The organism is Neptunomonas antarctica (genome assembly GCF_001305295.1).
Lineage (GTDB): Bacteria > Pseudomonadota > Gammaproteobacteria > Pseudomonadales > Balneatricaceae > Neptunomonas > Neptunomonas antarctica.
Genome location: NZ_LJSI01000053.1, coordinates 871,882 through 895,252, shown reverse-complemented (window position 1 = coordinate 895,252; position 23,371 = coordinate 871,882). Strand labels below are relative to the sequence as shown.

Sequence of the window (23,371 nt, the reverse complement as noted above, 5' to 3'; positions counted from 1 at the left end):
GAAGTGATGAATTAGCTGAACAGCTACAAGCCAAAAAAGTTAAGGTAAAGAAAGTGTCTCAGGTTTCAGTAGCCACATGATATTCCTACTACACCCCTTGGGATAAATAGGTACGCGCCGCACTTGGGAATTGAAATTGCGCAAGATTATAAATAACAAAATTGACATATACGACAGGTCAAATATGTCAATTTTTCACGCTATATGAGAAATCCATAATATACCACGTCAATGATATATTATATTGTGCCTCACTGCTTTGAAATGCCGGATTACCTAAGCACACTGGAAGCATTCGGCCTTATTGCGAACAGCATTCTAAGAATCAATTTAATCTGATTAAAGATAAGGGCAGACTTAATTGATTTAACTAAGTTAAATCTGGCTTCTTTATCTCTGCGAGCAATGTACAGATAATGAGCGTACCCTAGATAGTCTTGAGCCAACAATTTTTTAAAGACACGATTATCAGGATACCGATCAACGGTTTTCTGCATAAGTAGAACACCCCAATACCCACGTTTAATCTGCAGTTCGAGTTGAAGATTTTCATCGGCATCTGCCGCAACAGACATATGACTTATGGGCAACTGTAAAGCCATCGCATGAATCCGTTCATCTAGTACGATATCCGTAACTTCTGAAATTCTCCAGAAAAAATCAATATCTTCTCTACACTGAAGATCTTTATCAACACGGATTTTTCTGATGATATCACTGTGAATCACTACTGTTGAAAAACAAGGCGTATAAAACGGCGCTTTTAATAGCTGTTTTTTCCTATATAAAATGGTTGTATTTGGCACTTTGACGTAGGTCGAGAAATAATGTTTATTATTTGATTTAACTAATGATTTCTCAGAAAAGTCTCTACCAATATAGCCACTGAAAACACGGGCATCGGGAAATAAATTAATAGCATCATTCACCCATTCTAAATGCTGAGGATGCCAAAGATCATCATCATCACAACAGGCAACATAATCGCCGATAGCTGCATCAAATCCTGCATTTCTAGCTTCTGAGGGACCTGCATTCGATTGTCTTATATACTTTATAGATATATCTAGTTCCGACTGAAGCTGTTTGACAATTTCACAAGTATTATCCGTACTTCCATCATCAACAATCACTATTTCTATCGGTCTGAATATTTGAGATGCCATAGCACCTACACAATCTGATAAAACTTCGCCTCGGTTATAGGTCGTGACTATGGCCGATATCTTATTATTTATCATTCTTTCATGGCTCTCTGAAAAATCTAATGCTTTACTGTTTTACGTATGCACCCATTTAACGACCTGATAACACCAGACAGATGAGCCAGCAACCTTCAAACACAGACAGATAAATTATCAGAAGACCAGAATTATTGATCCGGCCAAAATCTAAAAATTTACTCAAATACCATTAAATGTATTTTAAGGTGGCACTCTTCATCCACTAATCCAAACGTGATTGATAGCGGGTTACCCTTATTCTTAAGGCAAGTAATGGCCCCTATTCTAAGAAGAAAAATCTTAGTCTAGCACTTTTTCGGGAGAGTTTTTGAGCTTTACGGCAGTATTCAGAAAGATTATATTTGCAATAATATAATTTTTATTATACGGAATCCTCCCTATCACCCCTCAACGCATACCGTTAGTAATGTCCGTTTTCTTAGTACTTTTTAAAGTTTTATGCTGTCGTACAAAAAGCCTGTACACTTGCAACGTGAATGGCTGGCTTGTATTTTCACATACGGCCCATAGCAGTGATATTATCTATTTTCGAATCCCGGCAGGGCAAAGCTTTTGCGCATCCCATATTACCTGAGCAGAATCTAAAATAGCTCAGGTGCTGCCACTGGTTAATTAACGGACTACTTGTGACCTCAATCAGAAAATCACTAGCTATATCTTTTTTGGACAAATATTGCCTTCTAGTTATCCAATTTACGGCAACGATGATCCTTGCGAGACTCCTAACACCTGAAGAAATTGGTATATTTTCTGTCGGAATTGTCGTAGTTAATTTGGTTCAAATGATACGTGATTTTGGAATTTCTAATTACCTAATTCAAGAGAAGGAATTAACCAAACAAAAAATACGCAGCGCATTGGGAATCACGCTCATAACTGCATGGTCTATTGCCGTTATCCTCCTGTTGATGAAGAACGTTATAGCGGAGTTTTACGCAGAACCCGGCATAAATGAAGTTATAACAGTTTTAAGTATTAGCTTATTCTTTATTCCTTTTAACTCTACAGTTTTAGGGCTATTAAGACGTAATCTGAACTTTAAACGATTAATGGTTATCAATGTATGCAGCTCCCTAGCGAATGCATTAACTGCAATATTACTAGCATACAATGGATTCGGTTTTTCAAGCCTCGCGTGGGCATCAGTTTCAAGTGCAGCCACGACTCTTTTAGTTGGCATACTATTGAGAGACTCCCAATCTGAATTTATACCATCTTTCAAAGAGTTAAAAGGAATCTTGAAATTTGGTACGTATTCTACAATTGCAACCAGCCTGTCAGAAATTGGCCAAAGTAGTGCTGACTTATCTATCGGTAAAAATTTAAGTATGCAAAGTCTTGGCTACTACAGCAGAGGCGCCGGTGTTGTCCAGCTTTTCAATTTTGCACTTACGTCCGCAGTCCAACCAGTGATACTGCCATCCTTCTCAAACAGCATACGTAATGGCATAAGCATAAAAGAAAGTTACTTAAAAGGAATCATGTACTTCAGCACCTTAGCCTGGCCTTTCTATTCACTACTTGCACTAATGCCCCTACCAATTATAGATATACTTTATGGTGAGCAATGGCATCAAGCTTCACCTATCGTCCCGATTTTATGCGCTGCGTTCTCTCTCCAGGCACTCAGTGTATTTGCATATCCAGGCCTTATTGCCATGCAAAAAATAGATTGTGCCTTGAAAATTCAATTTATTATTCAACCTGTTCGAATTGCAGCCACTATTTATGCATCGTTCTACGGCCTGGAGTATGTGGCGGGTATCCAAATAATCTATTATTTTTTGTATCTCATCTTAACTCACCACTATCTACACCGCCTAATATCTGTTTCTCTGAGCGAACTTATGAGTATAACGCTTAAAAATATTCTATTAACGGTAATTTGCATGGGCCCAACTGCCCTCTGCTTCCATCTTGTTGAAGACCAAAAATCACTATTTATGTTAATCACTACTTCTTCAGTTTGGGCTATCTCTTTTATAGCTGCATTATTTATAACTAAAAATCCAATTGCTTCAGAATTAAAGACAGCCGTAAAAAAAATACTCACTAAATTTGATACGAAAAAATTAAAAAAATGAAATCAGTTAATAAAAAAATTCTCATGGTTTGTGGCGTAGATCCAGAAAAATCAATTTTTATTAAGTCAGAAATACAATCCCTCGAAAACAGAGGCCATGAAATAAAACTTATTACGAGACTGCCCTCTAAAAAACCATCAAAATGGGTTATTTACAATGGTTTTTTTCATAAACCAAACACCCCATTCAAAACACTTATCTGGTATCTTATCTTTAAGTTTAAGGGGGTTTTCAATGAACCATATCGTCAATATATCAATGACGAAGCACAGTGGAAATTCTTCGGAAAGTATATTGGCACAAATAAAGCAATCCATTGGCATAACATTCTTAGAATAGCTCAACAATGGAAACCAGATCTAATTCATGTACATTTTGCTTGGCATCTGGAATATGTCATACCTCTAGCCGACATACTAAATATACCTATTGTATTTACTGCCCACGGCAGTGACATATTGGTTGATCAGGGCTGGGAGCGCAAAATCTCGAATCCGCGAATAAAGGAAATTTTGTGCGTGTCTAAGTCTATAATGAATCGTATAACAGAGTCATGCCCCTCTGTCATCAACAAAACATCAATTCTTAATAACGCTATAAACCCAATTTTTTTGGAAGATACTACTCCCCCCGCAAAAAGGCTTTCTATTGTATGTATTGCCGGATTCGTACCTATTAAAAATCATCAATGGTTACTCAGTGCTCTCAAACTATTATCCTCGAAACAGATCTCTTACAACTGTACATTTATTGGGGAAGGAAAAACTGAAGAAAGCATTAAAAAACAGGCCACAAAACTTGAATTACACACCCAATTTATAGGCTGGCAAACAGAAGACAAAATAAAAGAGGCCATTGATAACTCTAGTGTACTTGTCCTACCCAGCGTTAGTGAAGGATTTGGAATGGTCCTCATCGAAGCTCTAGCCAGAAAACGAGTGCCTGTGGTAACTGATCTACCAGGCACAAGGGAAGCGTTAAATAATGGTAAGCATGGATTTCTAGTACCCTTAAATGACATCGCCGCACTAGAAAATGCAATATTAAACGCACATAAAGAATGCTTAAATCAAGGAGATAACATCCTCCATGGGCGACATTATGTTGAGACTAAATTCAGTGATGTAGCACATGCTTCTAGTCTTGAATTAATATATAGTAAGTAGATTAATTTTAACTATGTGGGATGAAAAACACAGCAGATATAGGCCTTATAATTCACCCAGAAACTGAGTTTGCCAAAATATGCGTGTAGCTTCATACCACTACAAATACTAAGCACTTTAATTAATGACCAAAAAAATCCCTATTATTGCGTTTGCACCTCACCCATGGGACGAACCTCAATGGATGAACAGACAACATTTACTCTCCCGCTTAGGCGAGCGAGGATGGCCTATTGTGTACAATACCGGCGCACTAAGTCTATGGCAACGCAACACAGAAAAATGGAAAACTGCTCCTTATTTGAGTCAATATCAGCAACAGGATAATGTCAGCGTACATATAGCAGGCAAAGCATTTCCCACTTGGCCTAAAAGTGAATTAATTAGTAATTTCTCACGTCAAACATATACGAAATCTATTAAAAAATATTTAGATGTAAGTGCAAATTCTAGTATTACCTTGTTGTTTCATCCTGAGTTTTACCCTTATGCTAATTATCTAAAATCAAAATTTTTAGCATTACATGTATATGACAGCTATTCAGGCATGCCAAATTGGGACCAGAGCATGGAGATAATGCTTTCAAATACTGTAAAAAGAGCTGATCTGATTACTGCGTCCACAGCAAGTATGGCCGAGTCTTTACCATTAAACGGCGTAGGAAAAACTAAAATTCTCCACAATGGAGTGGACCCGACACCATTTCTTCTAGCCAACCGAATGCCTTGTCCAGAAGACCTAAAAGACATACCCCATCCACGTATCGCAAATCTAGGCACAGTCAACCTCAAAATGGATATGAAATTAATAGCGGAACTCGCTAATAAAAACCCAAATTGGAGTTGGGTATTTGTTGGCAGGTTAGAAGAGGCTGAACTGAATACCGATAATGAAGCTCGCGATGGTTTAGCGAAATGTAAAAAGCTAAGTAACGTGTACTTTCTTGGGGAAAAATCCCGACATGCTATTCCTGCATACGCACAGCATATAAACATTTCTACCATTTGTTACCGTATAAGGCCCGATGACTGGGTTATCGCTGGTTACCCATTGAAACTTAACGAGTATCTAGCTGTTGGAAAGCCGGTGGTTGCGTCACCTCAAACGGCCATTTGTGAATATTTTTCTGATGTAGTCGCTATTGCGAAAAATGAAAGTGAATGGCAACTTGCCTTAGAGCACGCATTAAATACAGGAGGCGTAGGCACTCCGGATCAAAGAATTGCTACCGCATTATCAAACTCCTGGGAAAAACGTGTAGATGCCTACGAGGAATGGTTACTAGAAATGATTTCGTAACTGAGCAAAGCCCATCAAAAAACACTTGTACTGATCAACTAAACCTATATGGACATAAAGCATGCGCCGTGACATACAACTACTGAGAGGCATCGCGGTTTTATTTGTGGTCATTTACCACGCTGGCTTCGGGATTACCCCACATGGATATCTGGGAGTCGACGTCTTTTTTGTGGTTTCCGGTTTTCTTATTACCACAATTATCCTCAAGGACCTTGAGTCTGATACCTTTTCCTTTGCAGGTTTCTATTTACGCCGCGCCAAACGATTATTGCCTGCTTTATACTGCACCCTAGCCTTTACTTCGCTATTAGCCTACGGATTTCTAACAGGAGGGCAGTGGCATGACTATATTGAACAGTTTGTCGGCGCTGTAAGTTTTTCGGCCAACATGGTTTTACCCACCCAATCAGGCTACTTTGCCGGCAGCGCCGAGGGTAAACCTTTACTGCATATCTGGTCGCTGTCGTTAGAAGAGCAGTATTACTTCTTTCTGCCACTCTTTCTTTTTTTATTACCCAGAAAATGGCAATTATCCGGTTTGCTGTTACTACTCGCAGGGAGCTTGGCCTGGTGTATAAGCTGGACACTGGAACCAGCTAAAGCCCCCCCTTTTTTATGGCGCTTCGGCGAGGCCAGTGTGGCTGAATGGGCTTTTTATCTATTTCCTACGCGGGCGTGGGAACTACTGGCAGGTTCGGTATGCGCCTGGTTTATGCTCAAAAATGCCGATATCAATGTCAATCCCGCACTGAAATGGCTGGCGCTATTGACCATTATTGTCGCCAGCTGCATAACAGTAGATTCAATACATCCTCGTGGTGGAGCCATGTTGGTTGTACTCGCCACCTCCGTTATTATCCTCGGGCAGGATAACTGGTTGCCCAAGTGGTCGGTGATCAATTGCATAGAGCGCTTAGGCGATTGGTCCTATTCGGTTTACCTGGTGCATTGGCCACTATTTGCTTTTGCCTATTTGGGGTATCTAGCGCAGGTACCGCTGAGTGTCAAAATTGTATTGGTTATGGTGTCTTTGTTGTTAGGATATGCACAGTATCGTTTTGTTGAAACGCCTTTTCGGTACGGCTGGAAAAGCCAGTCAAAATCAACATGGGGCTGGTTTGCTGCTGCTACTATGGCGGTATTCCTGATCCCAGCGCCAGCCGTATTCAGTAATTCAGATACATCAACAACTCAACTCATTAATTTCGAAGCCGTGAGACGTACCAACAACGGACTTTCCGAAGACTGCGAGAGGTACTTATCCGACATTGAGATAAAACCTGAATGCGTGCGCGGGGCAAACCCAAAATTAGCGATCTGGGGAGATAGCTATGCCATGCACCTGGTACCGGGAATTGCACAGAAGTCAGACCTTATACAACTGACGAAAAGTGTCTGCGGTCCATTTCTGGATCTTGCTCCTATCTATGGTCGCTATACTAAAGACTGGGCACAGAAGTGCCAACAGCACAATCAACAGGCATTCCAGTCTATTGTAGAATCGAAAGTCATAACACATGTCATACTCAGCTCTTCATTTGTACAATATTTCAAGTGGACAGACGGGTATTTCCTGATGGGGGACGCGGTCGTTAAAATGGATGCTGCCGTGGCAATTGAATCTCTTGCGGTGACCATTGACAAACTTACAGAAGCAGGGAAGAAGGTGATATTAATTTCACCCCCACCGCGCTCAGGCCATAATCTCGGCGACTGCAATGAACGAAAATACAAAGGAGTGGTAGTATTAAGAAGTAGCTGTGATATCAGTATGGCTGAATATCAGGCCTCTGATGCAGAAGTAATTAAGTCCCTTCTGACGCTGGAACAACGAACTGACGTAAAAATAGCCTGGTTGTCCGATCTGTTATGCGCCGAAGATACCTGCAAATCCAAGCTTGATGAGACTTACATTTACATCGATGGAGGTCACCTGACGATTAGCGGTTCAGAAAAAATACTGCGTGATTTTGACTGGGATAAGTAAGCCTTATCGCTGCAATAAGCAGTAAACAAGAATGTTGACTGCTCCATTAAATATAGCTGTAGATTTACTGTAGACTGAGAGAGCAAGGTATCTCTTTTATAAGGTTAAAATATAAATTATGATTTTTCATGTCTACGTAAAAGACATTGTTTGATGATACCTACATTTACAGAGATAGCTGCCTTCTGACTATTAGTGGTTAAGAAAAAACAAAATTATTTTCCTTGGTAAAGCAAGCTTACTGCAATAATACGAAAAAATGGGGGGGGACACGCTTTTTATATCGCCACAACGCTCCCATTCCTAAGTTCAGTTCTGTTATGATAATTAGATACTATAAACATAAATTAGAAAAAATATGAAACTAGTTAATTATAAGCAAAAAAAAAATAAAATCGCTTTAATTGTTTTAATAGCGGTAAACACTCTGGCAGTAGCGACAGATACGTCAGCGGCATGCAGTTTAGACTTAAAAAATGGCTACGGCCCCTTTGATTTTTACGACTCAAACAGCAACCTACCAACGGGAGCTGATCCAATGGGTAAAATCAGACGAGTAACAAATGTCCATTTATCTAAAAAAATGCTTTTATTAACCGGCAGAGCAACTGGCACTATTTCAGGTGATCTCGACTACACTTTAAGAGCAATACCAAACCATCCAGAGGGACTCAACTTAGCATCCCGACTCGAAGCAAGGCTGCGATCGCCGACAAAATCTTCTTTGTTCCTTTATGAAAAAATGAAACGAAGTGCTAATTGCTATTTTGAAAGAGCAATTAAGTTTGCACCTTACGCAGAAACCTATGTGATCTATGGCATCCATCTTCACCGTAATAACAAGTTTCAAGAAGCGAAAGAAGCATACTTAAAAGCAATAGAGCTTGGCCAGAAAAACTATGCAAACACTCATTATAACTTAGCCCTGACTTTGGTTAAACTTGAAGAATACCCCCTTAGCGAAAAGCATGCAAAAATTGCTTACAAACTAGGTTATCCGCTCAAAGGATTGAAAAGACAATTAAATAAGCATGGTTATTGTAAGAGTGGTTGTAACTGAAATCACCTATAATAGTTTTTACATAACTGAATAAAAAAATGTAATATATTAAGATTCCATGGGGTAAATCTTTTCAGCAAATAAAAACTAGAATTAGCTCTAATTGTGCCCCACTCAGTTGTTACAGCCGTTTTAATAGGCAAATCTGCTACACAATTTACATGCTCGGCATGAAAGTCTTCACCGTACTTTCCGTATGGGTAAGCAAAATGCACGACTGGCTGTTCTATAAGTTCTTGCAGATAATCCAGACTATTTTGTATATCAACACGCGCTACATCTTTGGATACATAGCTCAACATCGGGTGGCTCATTGAGTGGCAGCCGATGCTAATCAAGGGTTCAGCAGCTATTTCCTGTAATTGGCCTTCTGTCATCATGTAGCGCTCACTTACCGGAGACCCTGACTCCAACACCAGTTCATGTAAAAAACTATCTCGAACATCAGTGTTTTGTTTTTTAAATAACGCCTTCAATGTAGCTATTGCTTCAACTTTCTGGGTTAAACTATCTACAAGGAGTGTTTCTATACCTATTTTTGGTAAGTGCAATGCTAACTTAGCGGTGTTGGATACCGCATGAGTCACTTCCTCATTCCAAATTTTACCCGATATTATGGCATCACCCGCCACATAAATAGTTGCGCATAAGCCATATTTTTTCAATACGGGCAAGGCCACCGTATAATTATCCATGTAGCCGTCATCAAATGTTATGACAACAGACCGGGAAGGTATTGCTCCGCCTTCAAGAAAATCTAACGCTTGGTCCATGGTTATTACATTAAATAACTTCGACACTAATCGCATTTGCCAATCAAATATTTCGACTGGCAGACTAAAATCGTCGAACTTTGCAGGTTCGAGGGATACTCTATGGTAGATTAATGCTGTTATTTTTTTTCTACTCTGGAAGCAAGCAATAAAATGCACCAATATTCTCATTAATTGGGTGAGTGTATTAGAGTTCGAAACTAAACATTTTTTAAATACTTGCTCTAGCATAGAGAAATTTCTTTAATAATTTATTTAAAGTATAATAATCCATCGATAAGATTATGTCACCATTGTAACCGGTAAATTCAAATGTCATGTCTATTAATCACTAGTATCTTCGCTCCTATTAACGGTGGATCAGCTGTTGTTTATGAAAACCTTTGCCAAAATCTTGAAAAGGGTTCAATTATCATACTAACGGCCACTTGTAATTATAGTACTGGAAAAACTATTGATGGTTGGGAAGAGCATGATAATAGTGTTGACTACCCTATTTACAGGCTAAAATTACTTCGTTCAAAGATAATAAAATCATCTTCTATATTTCATTCACTATTTTTATTATTATTTGTCGACATTCCTCTAAGAATTAAAGTTTTTACGAAAGCACTTCAGTTAGTAAAAAAGCACAAGGTCACCACATTATGCGTTGGCGATTTAAATTCTCTCAGCTGGCTCGGTAAATGGCTAAAGATTTTTACTAATATAAAAGTTATAAATTACATTCACGGGGAAGAAGTTACAACAGAAGCAAATTACAAAAGCTTCCAACGAGCACGCTCAAACTACCTGAAAGATGCCGACGCTATTATTGCTGTTAGTTATTTTACAAAAGACTACCTGATCAATAGGTTTAGACTCTCACCGCAGAAAATAACAGTTATCACAAATGGTGTTAATACAACTAATTTTACAGATGTTGATAAATTAAATGCTCGCTTAACACTGAGAGATAGATATAACCTCAAGGATAAGAAAATATTTATCACTGTCGGTAGATTAGTGCCTCGAAAGGGAATTGATACCGTTATAAAATCCCTTCCTCATGTTTTGGAGAGTCATCCTGATGCGCATTATCTTATTGTAGGTACAGGCCCCATTAAAGATCAGCTTGAAAATATTGTTACCAATCTAAACTTATCCTCATCCGTCACTTTCGCAGGAAATATTGATCATTCTGAGTTAGTAGCACATTACAATATGGCGGATGTTTTTATTATGCCAAACCGTACTATGCCCGATGGTGATACCGAAGGTTTTGGATTAGTATTTTTAGAGGCAAATGCTTGTGGCATACCCGTAATCGCGGGTAGGGCTGGGGGAGCAAGTGATGCGGTGATTAATGATCTGAATGGTATTTCTGTTGATGGCTTAAATGAAAATGAGGTCTCTATGGCCATGCTAAAATTGCTAGATGATCCCGGACTTGCCGAAAAGCTAGCGGCACAGGGTAAAGTTTATGTACAAGAAAAGTCATTTGCTGCATGTGCGATACAATTTAATTCATTATGTGAAACATTAAAATAACTCTTTCTGGTATATAAAATGGCAAATATTTTAGTTATCGCTGGCGAATACCCTCCATTAAAAACAATTGGTAGAATACGCTCTGCAAAGTTAGTACAACATTGGAAAGAGGCAGGCCATACCCCAGTAGTGCTCACTATTAACTATGAAAAAACATACTCTACTTATGAAGAAAGCCTGGAAGCTGAAATTCCAGATGATATTCATGTCTATCGGGTTGATAACCCCCAGCAAGAAGATGCATTAATAAATATCGCAAAAAAAATACTAAGAAAAAACAATAGGCCAAATACAGTAAGCACTAGCAGTGCTGAAGAGACCCCGGTTCAGGAAAAAAATATCATTAAGAGTGGCTCGCTTGAAGGTCTGACTCACTTATATAAAAATTTCTACCGAAATTGGGTTGCCATACCTGATGACTATAGCATTTGGGCTAAAAATGCTTTTCCTATAGCATTAGAAATCATTGAAAAACATAACATAGACTTAATTTATGTAAGCCTTCCTCCCTTTAGTGCTTTAGGTCTTGGTGCCAAACTAAAAGATTCGACAAATTTACCTTTAATCGTCGATTATAGAGATTTATGGTCGGGTGATGTATTACGTGAATGGGTACCAAAAATACGTGTTAAATATGAATCATTTTTAGAGAAATCTTATCTAAAGAAAGCGGACGCCATAATAACCGTCTCTTCACCAAAAACAGATTATATTCGCGATCTGGTTAATAATAAGATCCCGTGTCATACCATTACAAATGGATTTGATTTAGACTCCTTTGATGAACTATTGAGTGAGTTTAATTCTATTGAAATCAAATCTAACAAAGAATTAAATATTGTTTACTGTGGCCGTTTATTTAAAAACCGCAAGGGTTATAACTTTATTGAATCACTAGGCTTAATAAAAAATAAATCACCTGAGTTGGTAAAGCCTATAAGGGTAAATTTTTATGGCGACATAGAACCCATCATATTTAAAAACTATAAAAATATAATTGAAAAATACAATTTATATGAAAACTTTATTTTCCACGGGGATGTTTCATTCGAAGCATCAAAAAAAGCACTGGTGACATCTGATTTTCTTTTATTGATAGTTGATACGGGTGAAACTACTGATGGTGTAATTCCTGGGAAATTATTTGAATATATAGCATCGAAGAAACCAATTTTCGCACTCAGCGATAGCGCTGCAACAAATGGTATAATCAACGAGGCCAATATTGGCAAAGTAGTGCCTGTAGAAAATCTAGAAATCTGTGTGTCAGAATTAGAATTATTTATTAAAAATTATACTAACTATAATGAGAGAAATGAAAAATTCATAAACACTTTTGATAGACGTCTTTTATCATACCAGTTTATTGATATTTTCAATAAATTACTTAAATAATAAGTTAAATCTTGTATATTAAAACTAAAATCTCATAATAACAGATAAGTTATTTATTATTATTTCTATCTACTCACTAAGAAATGAGTGAGATATCACTCTCGAACATGACGATTAATAGGCATCTTTTTAACATTTGGTAGTACTTGAATTTTAAGAAGAAAGGCAATGGCTATTATATGCCAGGGTAAATCAAAGTATGCTAGACTAAGAAAAGTACCTCCGACAAGATAAGCAAGTAAACTAATCTGCAACATCCTCGCCAACATATTCTGCTGAACATAAAGAGGTTTTTTATTTGTAAAATTTATAATTTTTGTTAAATTTTTCCACGTTAAGATTAAAATCAAAAGAAACAGGAGTAACCCTATCCAACCATGATCTGCTAATACGCTAAAATAAATGCTATGTGCAACGATAATTAATTCGGCCTCAGGGTTATACAATGCATATGTACCTCTTGACCACGACTCAAACCCACCACCTGTAACCCTGTTATTAGCAATATTAATGCTATAGATCCAAGCATTTATTCGCCCCATAGCAGAGGCATCTTCTTCATATGTTTCTATTGTATTCATTCGATTATGCCAAGTATCCGGCATAAAATTCCATCCGACTACGGCAAGAAAAATTATCATAATCCCTGTGATCATTTTATTTTTAGTCTTTAACCAAAAAAAACCCATTACTGCAACAATGGAAATTAATGCACCACGAGATTGAGAACCAACAACTGACACTAAACTCAAAACAGATGAGCTTGCTAAAAAATACTTTAGCCATTTATTATCCACAAGAGAGTGCAAATAGACCATCAAAGGAATTACCATTAGTGATGCTAATGCCAACCCATTATTCTCTTCAATAAAGGTACCAGCAGGCCCCCATACCCTAAAAGACCCTCCGGATAAAATAGTAAACAACCCACCTTTTATACTATAAAATCCAATTGATAGCGCTATCACCCATACTAATTTATTTACCTTATCCTGATTTGTTATTAACATTAATGTTAATAAGGTGAGGACCTGAATTTTCAAAACCCGGATATAATAATCAGTCGCGAATTCTGGATAAACAGCCACAAAAGAGGTGAAACACATCCACACTAAAAACATAAGCCAAATGATGATTATCCCTTCCATAGGAATATATTTTTTTTCTTTTGAAAATAGAAAGGAGACAAATAAGACGATGGCAATCACTTGTGAAAAAGGCATATTATAAGCGAACCCATAGGTCAGCCTATGGGGGTTCATATAACTAAGCCATGCCCACATCAGAATACCTATGTATGGTTTCCTGAGTATAAATGGAATGCTTCCAAATACGATAAGTGTTACAAGTATATCTCGCATTAAACTTTTGTTTCTCTATTAAATTATTGGCTAACTGTACTTATTATTAATTTTATCTTTAAATATTTCGAACTGGCCATCAGAGGTACTATCCCACGTAAATTTTTCGGCATGACTTCTTGTCGAAACTCTAGAACGCGGTGTATCAAATATATCTACGATAGCACTTCTAATACTTTCGACACTTCTATCTACAAGTATACCCGCATCCCTTGAAGTAACCACTTCAGGCGTGCCCCACACTTTAGTTGCAACAACAGGAGAACCACATGACATTGATTCAAGTAAAACATTTGCCCAGCCTTCTCTGCTGGAAGCCAAAACCATCGCATCTGCTAACCCATAATATTCAATAAGTGCCTCTTGTTGTAAAGCACCCGTAAATATCACTCTTTCTTCTAATTTCAAGTCAGTCACTTGTTGCTTTAGATCTTTTAAATCGACCCCATCACCAATAATAATAAGTGTCGCACCTTCAATAGAAGCGATCGCTTCTATTACTAAATAATGCCCTTTGCGTTCAACTAATCCGCCAACTGACAAGATAACTTTTCCTGTCAATCCATACTTGTCTTTCAGTTTGCTTTGTTCATTGTCATCAGAGAATTTAAATTTTTCTAAATCTATACCATTACGCAATACTGTTATTTTATTTTCATCCGCACCTATTGCTACCATTTCATCTTTTAATGCCTGGCACACTGCCATCAGATGTTCAGATTTTCTAAATACGTACTGAATAAGTTTTTTTGGTAAATACTGTTTAGGTATTAAATTTATATCTGTACCACGAGCAGTACAAACAAATGGAATTTTAAGAAAAATATGAGCGATGGCTATGGCTACACCATCAGGATAAAAATAATGCCCATCTATTAAATCAAAGACGAATCCATCTTTTTTTAATTGTCTTACTGCCAAGACTAACGAAATCGCCATAAAAAAAGGCGTTAACAACATGCCTATTTTGGGGACCACGAGATACCTGGGGTGGTAGATTTTAATGCCATTGCGTGTTTCTTCTTTTGAAATCCCTCTATATTTTTCATATTCTTCTATTCCTTTTATAAAAGAGGGTAACCAAGGAACGGGAGCAATAACAACAGATTCGATAGCAGGATGTCTTTCTCTAAGCTTACGCAATCTGTTTTCAACAAAAATACCGTGTTTATGATCAATATTGTTTGGATATAATGTTGATATCGTTAGTATTTTCAATCCCTATAGCCTTTATTATTTATGTGGTTTTATAAACCTTAACTTTTTATTAATGCCGGATAAACCTTCGAATATCGATTTACACTCACCGGCCAATTACGCTCCTGCTCTACATATCTTCTACCTTGTAGCTTGTAGGATGGCCAATCATCCGTTTGATCCAACATTTCCAGTACGACACGGGCTAAATCTTGTTTATCGCCCGCTTTGAATAAACGTCCGGTCACGCCGTCTTCGATTAACTCTTTATGACCACCAACATCTGATGCCACTACAAGTTTGCCTTGCGCCATCGCTTCTAACGGTTTCAACGGTGTTACCAGCTCAGTTAACCGCATAGCCAGCCGTGGATAAATAAATATGTCGACTAAGCTGTAGTATGACTGTACTTCTGTATGTGGCACCCGGCCTGTGGTGATCACATATTCCTGAAGATTTAATGCCTCAATTTTGCTATTAATCATGTCACTTTGCGGCCCGCCACCGACTAATAATAATCGGATATCAGAATTTTGTCTGATCATCGCGGGGAGTGCATCAAGTAATAACAACAATCCTTCGTATGCATAAAATGATCCGATGAACCCTAAGACTTTTTTATTTTGTAAATTCAACTGCTCAGCTAAAACAGCATCACTGTGTGTAATCACGCTGAATTTTTCAACATCAACAGCATTGGGTATTACGGTAATTTTATTATTCCCGATGCCCCTTTCAGAAATATTTTTACGTAAACCCTCGCAGATGGTCGTCACTGCGTCGGCATGCTTAAAAACATAGGTCTCGAGCGCTCTGGTAAGCTTGTAACGCACCCCATCTTCTTTACAAGTACCATGATCAACCGCTGCGTCTTCCCAGAAACCCCGGCATTCATAAACAACCGGCAGGCCGTATTTTCGTCCTGCTCTTAACGCGGCTACTCCCGTGAGTGCGGGCGAATGCGCATGCAAAATATCCGGTTTGGTTTCTTCTATGACTTCACAGACCCGTTTGGTTAACTGATTAATAATGGCCAGTTGATTCAGCAGCGGCAACTTATCCATCAATGATGGCTGAAGAGGCGTCCGATAAAACAAAAACTCTTCTACTTGCTCCGTTAATGGTGATTCAGCCGTGTGCTTACCCGAAGTCACGTGTACGGTTTCCCAACCTAGTGCACGCTGTTGTTTTAAAATAGAACGTGTTCTGAATGTATAGCCACTATGCAACGGAATTGAGTGGTCTAGAATATGTAGTATTTTCACGCGTTAACTATTCCCTATGGCTACATCACAAACCGCTACATCAAGCGGCGGCTTCAAGCTCACGTTCTAAAAAGGCATTAAACATCAACAATGACCAAATAATCACACTGTAATCCCTGGCACCGCTTTGATGCTGTGTAATTACTTTTTCGACATAATTCATATTAAACAAACCACTTCGGCGTATCGTATCGCCGAGAAGACTCTGCTGAATTTTCCCTTTTAAGGGACCTCTGAACCATTTAGCCAGAGGAACACCAAAGCCCATTTTGGGACGGTACAGAACATCATTAGGCAGATAAGGCTCAAGTGATTTTTTGAGGATGTATTTGCCTTCCTGGCCTTTCAGTTTGACGTTGGAGGGTAACCCGGAAACCCATTCAATAAACTTATGATCCAGTAACGGTACGCGCACTTCAAGTGCATGGGCCATACTTGCACGATCTACTTTAGTAAGAATGTCACCGACCAGATAGGTCTTCATATCCAGGTATTGTATAAGCGCTAAAGGATCTTTTGTGGGTGACTTATTCACATAATAGTTAAACGTCTCGATAGACTTATAACCTTTTAGCGCTGTTTTTAGCTCGTCGCTAAACAGGGAATCCCGCTGTTCATCTGATAACAATGATACTGTATGTAAATACGCTTCGACTGAACTGCGTGCCAGTCCCTGGAAAGTAGTCTTGGCTCTGAATACCCGTGGCGCCCAATCAGCTTTGGGATAGAGTTTACCTAACGCACCGAAAAGAGGCTTTCTGATGCTCAGAGGCAAAATCTGTCGTATTTTTTCTTCATTCATATGCCAGCGATAACGACGATAACCGGCAAAGTGTTCATCACCACCATCACCTGACAACGCAACCGTGACGTGCTTCTTAGCAAGCTGGCAGACACGATAAGTGGGTATGGCTGAGCTATCCGCATACGGCTCATCATACAAATCTGCTAAGGTGTCCAGCAAATCAAAATCATCACTTCCGACAATCTCTTCAACGTGATCGGTTTTATATTGCACGGCGACCTGCGTCGCAAATTCAGTTTCATTAAACTGCTTCACATCAAAACCAATCGCACAGGTATGCACTGGTTTTTCCTGTTGTTGAGCCATCATGGCGACTATAGCGCTGGAGTCGACACCTCCCGACAAAAAGGCGCCTAAAGGTACCTCTGCCACCATTCGAATATTCACCGCTTCACGCATACGCTGAATTAATTCTTCTTTTAAGGCAGCTTCAGAAACATAATTGACCGGCGTAAACGGAATATCCCAATACTCTTGAGGCTCTGGAACGCTGTCGCCATGTTTAATCAGTAATGTGTGCCCGGGGCGAAGCTTATAGACGTTCTTAAAAATCGTTTTAGGCTCTGGCACATAACCAAACGTGAAATAATCTTCTATACAGGTAGGATCTATTTCACGCGGCAGGTTATCTAGTATTTTAAGTGCTTTCAGTTCTGAACTAAACGCAAATGAATTGTCTGGCAATACGGCATAAAAGAGAGGCTTGATACCCAAGCGATCACGTGCGAGAAAAAGAGTTTGTTGGTTTCTATCCCAGATGGCGAAGGCAAACATACCCCTGAAGCGCTCAACACAAGCTTCGCCCCACTCCTCCCACGCATGCACAATAACCTCTGTATCACAGTGCGTTTTGAAAATGTGACCACACGCTTTAAGTTCATCAGAAAGCTCTGAGAAATTGTATATTTCTCCATTATAGGTAACAACAACCGAGCCATCTTCATTGAACAACGGCTGCTGCCCACTCGACAAATCTATAATCGATAAACGACGATGCCCAAACCCGACACCAGGCTCGATATGAATTCCACCTTCATCCGGGCCGCGGTGGTGCTGAGTTTCATTCATCTGTGATATTAATTCACGAGAAAACGCTCTTTTCCCCTGTAAATCAAATACTCCAACAATTCCACACATCGATTTCTACTATCCTTTTATAAAAAATCTATGTAAGCAACTCATCATAAACCTGCAGATAATTCGCTACCGTTATATCCCAATGAAACTGCTGGCATACTTTTTCGAATCCCGCGTTGCCCATAGTGCGCAACCTGTCTGGGTTATTCACTAAATCATTTAATGCGTCAGCTAACAATTCAGCATCACTAACGGGTACTAACACACCGGTAGAATGCTGATCGATAAGTTCTGAATTTCCGCCAACATCAGTGGCTACTACAGGAAGAGCAGTGGCCATCGCTTCCAGAATTGTATTAGAAATCCCTTCTCCTAACGAAGGTAAAACAAACACATCCATTGAACGGAGCAATGCCGGTATATCTTTTCTATCTCCAGGCATCCATACCTTGTCTTCCAAACCCAGTGTACAGACCCTCGCTTTCAGCTCAATATAAAGAGGGCCATCACCGACGATAATCAGACGCAGCCGATCGGAATCGACTGTAGGATTTTTAAGCAATATATCAAATGCATTAATCAGAGACAGTTGATCTTTAACCGCAGCAATTCTGCCAACCGTGCCAATAATAATACTATCTTCCCGGACAAAACCCGGTGGTAATACCGCTCGCTTCAGGTCCATAGGTACCTGATGAAAACGTTCTAAATCAACACCGTTATACAATTGTCTCACTTTTTTCTTTGGAACTTTAACGGTATTAATTAGCCAGGTTTCCAGATCTTGACTGACGGCGATATAGCGATGAATGAAATAGCTCAATATTTTACGTAAGCGATTATATTTCTTATTTTCACCATACAAATCATACATATCCCTGCCATGTTCACCATGTACTCGCTTCGTACCCGGGATTAACAACGTCAGTAACTGCATCTCTAGTGCGGCAAGGTTACGCGTATGAACAATCGCAGGTTTAAATTGCCAGAGAATTTTTAATAACTGCCAATGAACCTTAAAATCATTACCTGGTTTTTTATTCAGCTCGATAACCGTGACATCAGATGCCGTTATACGGTCTGCAAAAGAAGTGGCATGAGTCAGGCAAATGATCGCATGCCTGTATTTATCAGCCGGCATACGATTAATGATATTAACTAACCCATTTTCCAGACCACCGGTCCCTAATGCATAAATAATATGCATGATAAGCGGTGGTTCTTGCCGCTTACGCTTCACTTAACACCCGCCACATGATCAACCGTATTCTCAATTTCCGGTAGAATACCTGTTAGGAAACTTTGTAGAAGGGTAGCACGTTCGGCTTCTTGGCCTTCTTTATCAAGCTGAATGGCCACTGTGATTTTTCCGGCATCCTGGCGATCAAATGTTAAACGCGCCAACCCTTCCATTAATTTGGCAATGTATTTGTTCGACGTATAATAATCACCTACCCGATACCATGACCATATTAACAATGTACTATTCGGGCCTTTTAGCAGGGTTTGATCAACATCAACCCTATGAGAACCAAGGGAAATACTAACAGGCTTTTGCCCCGCTACACGCCACGCTTTAAGCGTAGGGTCTACGATTAAATTTTGCGAATTAATAAGCTCAGCACCCTGATGCTGAGTAAAATAGTACTGCAAATACATTCCCACTCGAACATTCTGCTGCTCAAAATATTGACTGAGTTCCTCCGATCCAGGACTAACAGGCTGCCAATCCCAGTGACTCTGCTCTACTGTTTTCCAGTTTTTTACATCTGTAATAGCGGACATCTGAGTCGCCGGTAGCAGCGTTGCTTTATTTTGTATTGCGTAAGCAAAAACCGGCCAAATAGCGATAAGTGCTAGCGCCGCCAATGTTGAAGGCAGAGCCTGACGAAAACCATGGTGGTTTTCAGGTATATTGATAATGTGTTTAACGGGTGGTTTTTCAGCGACTTCAGGATCACGAAACCAGGAGCCTATAGTGATTAGCAGAAAAATAACCAGTCCAAAAAACAACCAACCGTAAATTAAGTGATCAACCCCTGTCGCTATCGTCATATCACTCATATGGCCTAACATAACGATAATGTATGCTCTAAAACCATTAGCAATAACGGGGACAATAATAGAAATTACAATGAAAATCAGGCGTTTTTTCATGCTGCTATAAGTCAGATATGCATACAAACAGCCTAACGTCACAGATGCGATTAAATACCTTATGCCACTGCAGGCTTCTACAACCGACCAGTTTCCAGAGGGCAGTGTAAAAAACAAACCTTCTCTGTAGACCGGAATGCCGGTTAGTCTAACCAAGGCTACTGTAAAGTCAGCCGTAAATTCCATCATCGCCGGTACAAGGTCTTCACCAGCAGGCACAAGAAAAAACAAAAAGGCCAGAGGAAATGCGATTAACCATGCAATTCGATTACCTAGAATAGCCCAAATACCCGCAATAAACGCAGCCACCCATGTAAATTGCTGTACAACTAAGGCGTCCACCAAGTAGCCAAATAGCCATAGAAAACCAGCTCCAAACAGTGCCACCATTCCCAACCAGGAGAATTCAGGTTGTTCATATCTCAAGTATGCGCGCTTCTCCCACACCAACCATATTGATAGAGGAAGTATTAAAAAGGCATGTGCAAATGTCTCAGATCGTATCCAGATGGAGACCATAGACCACACGGTTTCATAAAAAAGAGCTGAAAATACTAATAAATAAACGATAACCAGAGGCAGGTAATACTTCCATGGATTGTACTCTGCTGAAATAGCTTGATCCTTAGCTAACAATGTCATTAAACATTCCCCCCGAAATCTTTCTCAAGTAGTGTTTTTACGATAGGGAGAGTTTCGCTCCAGTTAAAATCAGCTTGCACACGTTTACGGGCTGTTGATCCCATTGATTGGTACTTGCCCTGCACAATAGCATTTATTTCTTTTACATATTCTTCTACAGAATCGGCCAAGATAATCTCTGTTCCGGATTCCGCATTAATACCTTCAAGGCCCATCGTGGAAACTACAACAGTTTTTTCCATTGCCATCGCTTCAAGCACTTTATTCTGAATGCCCCGTGCTATTCTCATCGGAGCGACAGATGCCATAGCATGATGAATATAGGGCCTTATATCTTCGACCCGGCCAATGACATCAACTTCACCTGTTTTCTGTAATTGACGAACCTGTTCACTGGGATTACTACCTACAATATAAAAACAAATATCAGGAAGAATTTTCTTTAACTCAGGCATTACTTTTTTAGCAAACCAATTGACCGCATCTATATTTGGCCAATAATCCATTGCGCCGGTAAAAACAATAGGTAAAATATTTTTTGGGTACGGTGATGAACATATGTTTAATAGTGTGAAATACTCACTGTCAACACCATTATTATAAAAAGTGATTTTATGTTCTAAACCCAGTGCTTTTTTCTTAAATAATTCCGCCTCAGCAGAAGAGACGAAAAAACTGATATCAAAAAAATCAGCGACCTGTTTTTCGTAGCTCAGCAATGTTCTTGCTTCCCGGCGATAAACCCAACTCAATGGCCACATTTTCATGTCTGAATACTGTTGCCACTTATCCGAATCTATGTCGACTATATCAATAATTTTTGTATTAAGACCGAGAGAGGGGTCCGTCAAAAACTGCGCCATAACAGCAGAAACCGCGAGAACTTTATCAATATGATGCTCGCGTACTACGGAATTAATCCATTGCTGAAGCTCATGATTTTCGTAATACGGCAGTGTAAGAGGCTTACCCGTAAAAAATCCTTTTATACATTTTATTTTTGCTGATAGCGGATCGAGTTTTATAAAACAACTTTTTGCACAGAATGCTTCTACATTCCCCACATACTTCCAATCACTAGGATCATCAATAAATGTTCCCAAATAAATCGTGTAATGATCTGCGAGATACTTCAATAAATGATAAACACGTATTTTATCTCCTTTATTAGGAGGATAAGGAATACGGTGGCAAAGAAATAACAGATTGGGTTTCATTAGCCTAAATTCCTGGATAGCAAAGGTCCCAGTCTATTGGCAATCGGTAAAGGCAGCTTTTTCCATACATCGATAAATATTTTGTATTTTGGATTAGACGGATTTATTTCAGGTATTTTATCCGCTTTAACCAGAAAGTATTCATAATGTAACGCTTTGGGTTCAAACCCCCACCCCTTTTTAAAAGAAAAAGGTCCTGTACCTTCTTTACTTCGGCCAAAATCAAAAAGTTTAATCCCTTCATCACAAGAATGTCTCATCAACTCCCAATACATGAAATCATGGGCTTTATGTGTTTTAGCTGAGTCATAACTCCCTGCATAGTAGGGCAGCACCTGATCTTTAAAATAAAAACTCATCACACCGGCAACATCTTGTTCCTCATGTGTGATCATCAGGACTCGACAATCTTCTTTGAATACTTCTCTTAAAACTTTGAAAAATTTAGCGGGGAAAACTGGTGTCCCCAGATTACGGACACTTTCTGCATAGGCGTTATAAAGGCGCTTCCAGCCATCATCGACTTCACTCTGTAAGCCCGCTTTAATTCCACCGCGAATCATTGCCCTACGCTTTCTCGGGATAGCGGACATATTAACGTCATTATCTTCAGAGATATCTCTTCGAAACGTATAGTAAAGAGACTTTACAGGCCACTCCTGTCCTGATGCTTCCGTATTGCGTAACTCCAGCGTATCTACACCCAGCTCGGTAGCAAGTTCACACGCTGCTTTTCGTAACAGATCAGCGGTCTCTTCATCATCTGCAACAATTCCACCGTAAACACAAAAAGGCAGAGATACTAAGTTATTGCCAAACAGCAAACTTTTCACCTGAGCTAATGGAAGAATACCTGTTATTTGACCGTTTCTTTCTGCATAAAGAAAGTGCGCTTTATGTCCAAACGCTTTTTCAAGTACTTCTTTCCAACCCGCCCGATGAAAAAAAGTTGACTGATTACTACTATCAACATAGGCATCCCATTTTAATGAATCTAGATTCTTTAGGACGAAGATATTGATATTCATAAGTACTCCATTACAGTGTTTACTTTTGGGTCTATTAATTAAAAATTGCTTACATGGTTGCTACTTTAAAGCAGTTTAAT

Annotated in this window: 17 protein-coding genes; 7 read left to right on the top strand and 10 right to left on the bottom strand. The window is 39.2% G+C overall.

Going from position 1 to position 23,371, the window contains the following annotated elements:
• Window positions 1-272: 272 nt before the first annotated feature.
• On the bottom strand, window positions 273-1,241 hold the full coding sequence (locus tag Nant_RS18845; RefSeq protein WP_054343157.1) for a glycosyltransferase family 2 protein: 969 nt from the start codon (window positions 1,239-1,241) through the stop codon (window positions 273-275).
• A gap of 629 nt (window positions 1,242-1,870) precedes the next feature.
• Between Nant_RS18845 and Nant_RS18840 the strand changes: the two genes are divergently transcribed.
• From Nant_RS18840 to Nant_RS18820, 5 genes are all read left to right on the top strand, one after another.
• Window positions 1,871-3,328 carry a lipopolysaccharide biosynthesis protein gene (locus Nant_RS18840; RefSeq protein WP_143773481.1) on the top strand — a complete coding sequence of 486 codons (1,458 nt, stop codon included), beginning with the start codon at window positions 1,871-1,873 and terminating at the stop codon, window positions 3,326-3,328.
• A complete protein-coding gene (locus Nant_RS18835) occupies window positions 3,325-4,494 on the top strand; it encodes a glycosyltransferase family 4 protein (protein ID WP_054343155.1) in 1,170 nt (389 codons plus the stop codon). The genes Nant_RS18840 and Nant_RS18835 overlap by 4 nt, the downstream gene beginning before the upstream one ends.
• A 124-nt stretch (window positions 4,495-4,618) precedes the next feature.
• Window positions 4,619-5,794, top strand: a complete 1,176-nt coding sequence (locus Nant_RS18830; protein ID WP_054343154.1) for a glycosyltransferase — start codon at window positions 4,619-4,621, stop codon at window positions 5,792-5,794.
• Between the two features lie 61 nt (window positions 5,795-5,855).
• On the top strand, window positions 5,856-7,784 hold the full coding sequence (locus tag Nant_RS18825) for an acyltransferase family protein (protein ID WP_054343153.1): 1,929 nt from the start codon (window positions 5,856-5,858) through the stop codon (window positions 7,782-7,784).
• Window positions 7,785-8,142: 358 nt separating this feature from the next.
• Complete coding sequence (locus Nant_RS18820) at window positions 8,143-8,844, top strand: tetratricopeptide repeat protein (protein WP_054343152.1); 702 nt, start codon at window positions 8,143-8,145, stop codon at window positions 8,842-8,844.
• 2 nt (window positions 8,845-8,846) lie between these two features.
• Here the strand turns inward: Nant_RS18820 and Nant_RS18815 are convergent, their stop codons facing one another.
• A complete protein-coding gene (locus Nant_RS18815; RefSeq protein WP_076495912.1) occupies window positions 8,847-9,848 on the bottom strand; it encodes a polysaccharide deacetylase family protein in 1,002 nt (333 codons plus the stop codon).
• Window positions 9,849-9,929: 81 nt separating this feature from the next.
• Between Nant_RS18815 and Nant_RS18810 the strand changes: the two genes are divergently transcribed.
• Together Nant_RS18810 and Nant_RS18805 are read left to right on the top strand one after the other, a co-directional pair.
• A complete protein-coding gene (locus Nant_RS18810; RefSeq protein ID WP_054343150.1) occupies window positions 9,930-11,147 on the top strand; it encodes a glycosyltransferase family 4 protein in 1,218 nt (405 codons plus the stop codon).
• An 18-nt stretch (window positions 11,148-11,165) separates the two neighbouring features.
• Window positions 11,166-12,542: a glycosyltransferase gene (locus tag Nant_RS18805; RefSeq protein WP_054343149.1), complete on the top strand. Its 1,377-nt coding sequence runs from the start codon at window positions 11,166-11,168 to the stop codon at window positions 12,540-12,542.
• A gap of 95 nt (window positions 12,543-12,637) precedes the next feature.
• On the opposite strand, the gene Nant_RS18800 is transcribed toward Nant_RS18805, so the two are convergent.
• From Nant_RS18800 to Nant_RS18765, 8 genes are read right to left on the bottom strand one after another with little or no spacing between them, the layout of a single operon-like run.
• Complete coding sequence (locus tag Nant_RS18800; protein ID WP_054343148.1) at window positions 12,638-13,903, bottom strand: putative O-glycosylation ligase, exosortase A system-associated; 1,266 nt, start codon at window positions 13,901-13,903, stop codon at window positions 12,638-12,640.
• Window positions 13,904-13,933: 30 nt separating this feature from the next.
• Window positions 13,934-15,121 (bottom strand): glycosyltransferase family 4 protein, encoded by a 1,188-nt coding sequence (locus tag Nant_RS18795; protein WP_076495911.1) that lies wholly within the window; start codon window positions 15,119-15,121, stop codon window positions 13,934-13,936.
• Window positions 15,122-15,159: 38 nt separating this feature from the next.
• Window positions 15,160-16,365 (bottom strand): TIGR04063 family PEP-CTERM/XrtA system glycosyltransferase, encoded by a 1,206-nt coding sequence (locus tag Nant_RS18790; protein ID WP_054343147.1) that lies wholly within the window; start codon window positions 16,363-16,365, stop codon window positions 15,160-15,162.
• A 40-nt stretch (window positions 16,366-16,405) separates the two neighbouring features.
• Window positions 16,406-18,307 carry an XrtA/PEP-CTERM system amidotransferase gene (locus tag Nant_RS18785; protein ID WP_054343146.1) on the bottom strand — a complete coding sequence of 634 codons (1,902 nt, stop codon included), beginning with the start codon at window positions 18,305-18,307 and terminating at the stop codon, window positions 16,406-16,408.
• Between the two features lie 28 nt (window positions 18,308-18,335).
• Window positions 18,336-19,487 (bottom strand): TIGR03088 family PEP-CTERM/XrtA system glycosyltransferase, encoded by a 1,152-nt coding sequence (locus tag Nant_RS18780; protein WP_054343145.1) that lies wholly within the window; start codon window positions 19,485-19,487, stop codon window positions 18,336-18,338.
• Window positions 19,484-21,046 (bottom strand): exosortase A, encoded by a 1,563-nt coding sequence (xrtA, locus tag Nant_RS18775; RefSeq protein ID WP_054343144.1) that lies wholly within the window; start codon window positions 21,044-21,046, stop codon window positions 19,484-19,486. The genes Nant_RS18780 and xrtA overlap by 4 nt, the downstream gene beginning before the upstream one ends.
• Window positions 21,046-22,263, bottom strand: coding sequence for a TIGR03087 family PEP-CTERM/XrtA system glycosyltransferase (locus Nant_RS18770; protein WP_054343143.1), 1,218 nt, complete (start codon window positions 22,261-22,263; stop codon window positions 21,046-21,048). The genes xrtA and Nant_RS18770 overlap by 1 nt, the downstream gene beginning before the upstream one ends.
• Window positions 22,263-23,291 carry a FemAB family XrtA/PEP-CTERM system-associated protein gene (locus Nant_RS18765; protein WP_054343142.1) on the bottom strand — a complete coding sequence of 343 codons (1,029 nt, stop codon included), beginning with the start codon at window positions 23,289-23,291 and terminating at the stop codon, window positions 22,263-22,265. The genes Nant_RS18770 and Nant_RS18765 overlap by 1 nt, the downstream gene beginning before the upstream one ends.
• Window positions 23,292-23,371 lie beyond the last annotated feature (80 nt).

Excerpts from the sequence above, each read along its gene's own strand:
- Nant_RS18785 (WP_054343146.1), bottom strand. The coding sequence starts at position 18,307 with ATGTGTGGAATTGTTGGAGTATTTGATTTACAGGGGAAAAGAGCGTTT.
- Nant_RS18810 (WP_054343150.1), top strand. The coding sequence starts at position 9,930 with ATGTCATGTCTATTAATCACTAGTATCTTCGCTCCTATTAACGGTGGA.
- Nant_RS18800 (WP_054343148.1), bottom strand. The coding sequence starts at position 13,903 with ATGCGAGATATACTTGTAACACTTATCGTATTTGGAAGCATTCCATTT.
- xrtA (WP_054343144.1), bottom strand. The coding sequence starts at position 21,046 with ATGACATTGTTAGCTAAGGATCAAGCTATTTCAGCAGAGTACAATCCA.
- Nant_RS18820 (WP_054343152.1), top strand. The coding sequence starts at position 8,143 with ATGAAACTAGTTAATTATAAGCAAAAAAAAAATAAAATCGCTTTAATT.
- Nant_RS18845 (WP_054343157.1), bottom strand. The coding sequence starts at position 1,241 with ATGATAAATAATAAGATATCGGCCATAGTCACGACCTATAACCGAGGC.
- Nant_RS18815 (WP_076495912.1), bottom strand. The coding sequence starts at position 9,848 with ATGCTAGAGCAAGTATTTAAAAAATGTTTAGTTTCGAACTCTAATACA.
- Nant_RS18770 (WP_054343143.1), bottom strand. The coding sequence starts at position 22,263 with ATGAAACCCAATCTGTTATTTCTTTGCCACCGTATTCCTTATCCTCCT.
- Nant_RS18765 (WP_054343142.1), bottom strand. The coding sequence starts at position 23,291 with ATGAATATCAATATCTTCGTCCTAAAGAATCTAGATTCATTAAAATGG.
- Nant_RS18825 (WP_054343153.1), top strand. The coding sequence starts at position 5,856 with ATGCGCCGTGACATACAACTACTGAGAGGCATCGCGGTTTTATTTGTG.
- Nant_RS18805 (WP_054343149.1), top strand. The coding sequence starts at position 11,166 with ATGGCAAATATTTTAGTTATCGCTGGCGAATACCCTCCATTAAAAACA.
- Nant_RS18830 (WP_054343154.1), top strand. The coding sequence starts at position 4,619 with ATGACCAAAAAAATCCCTATTATTGCGTTTGCACCTCACCCATGGGAC.
- Nant_RS18835 (WP_054343155.1), top strand. The coding sequence starts at position 3,325 with ATGAAATCAGTTAATAAAAAAATTCTCATGGTTTGTGGCGTAGATCCA.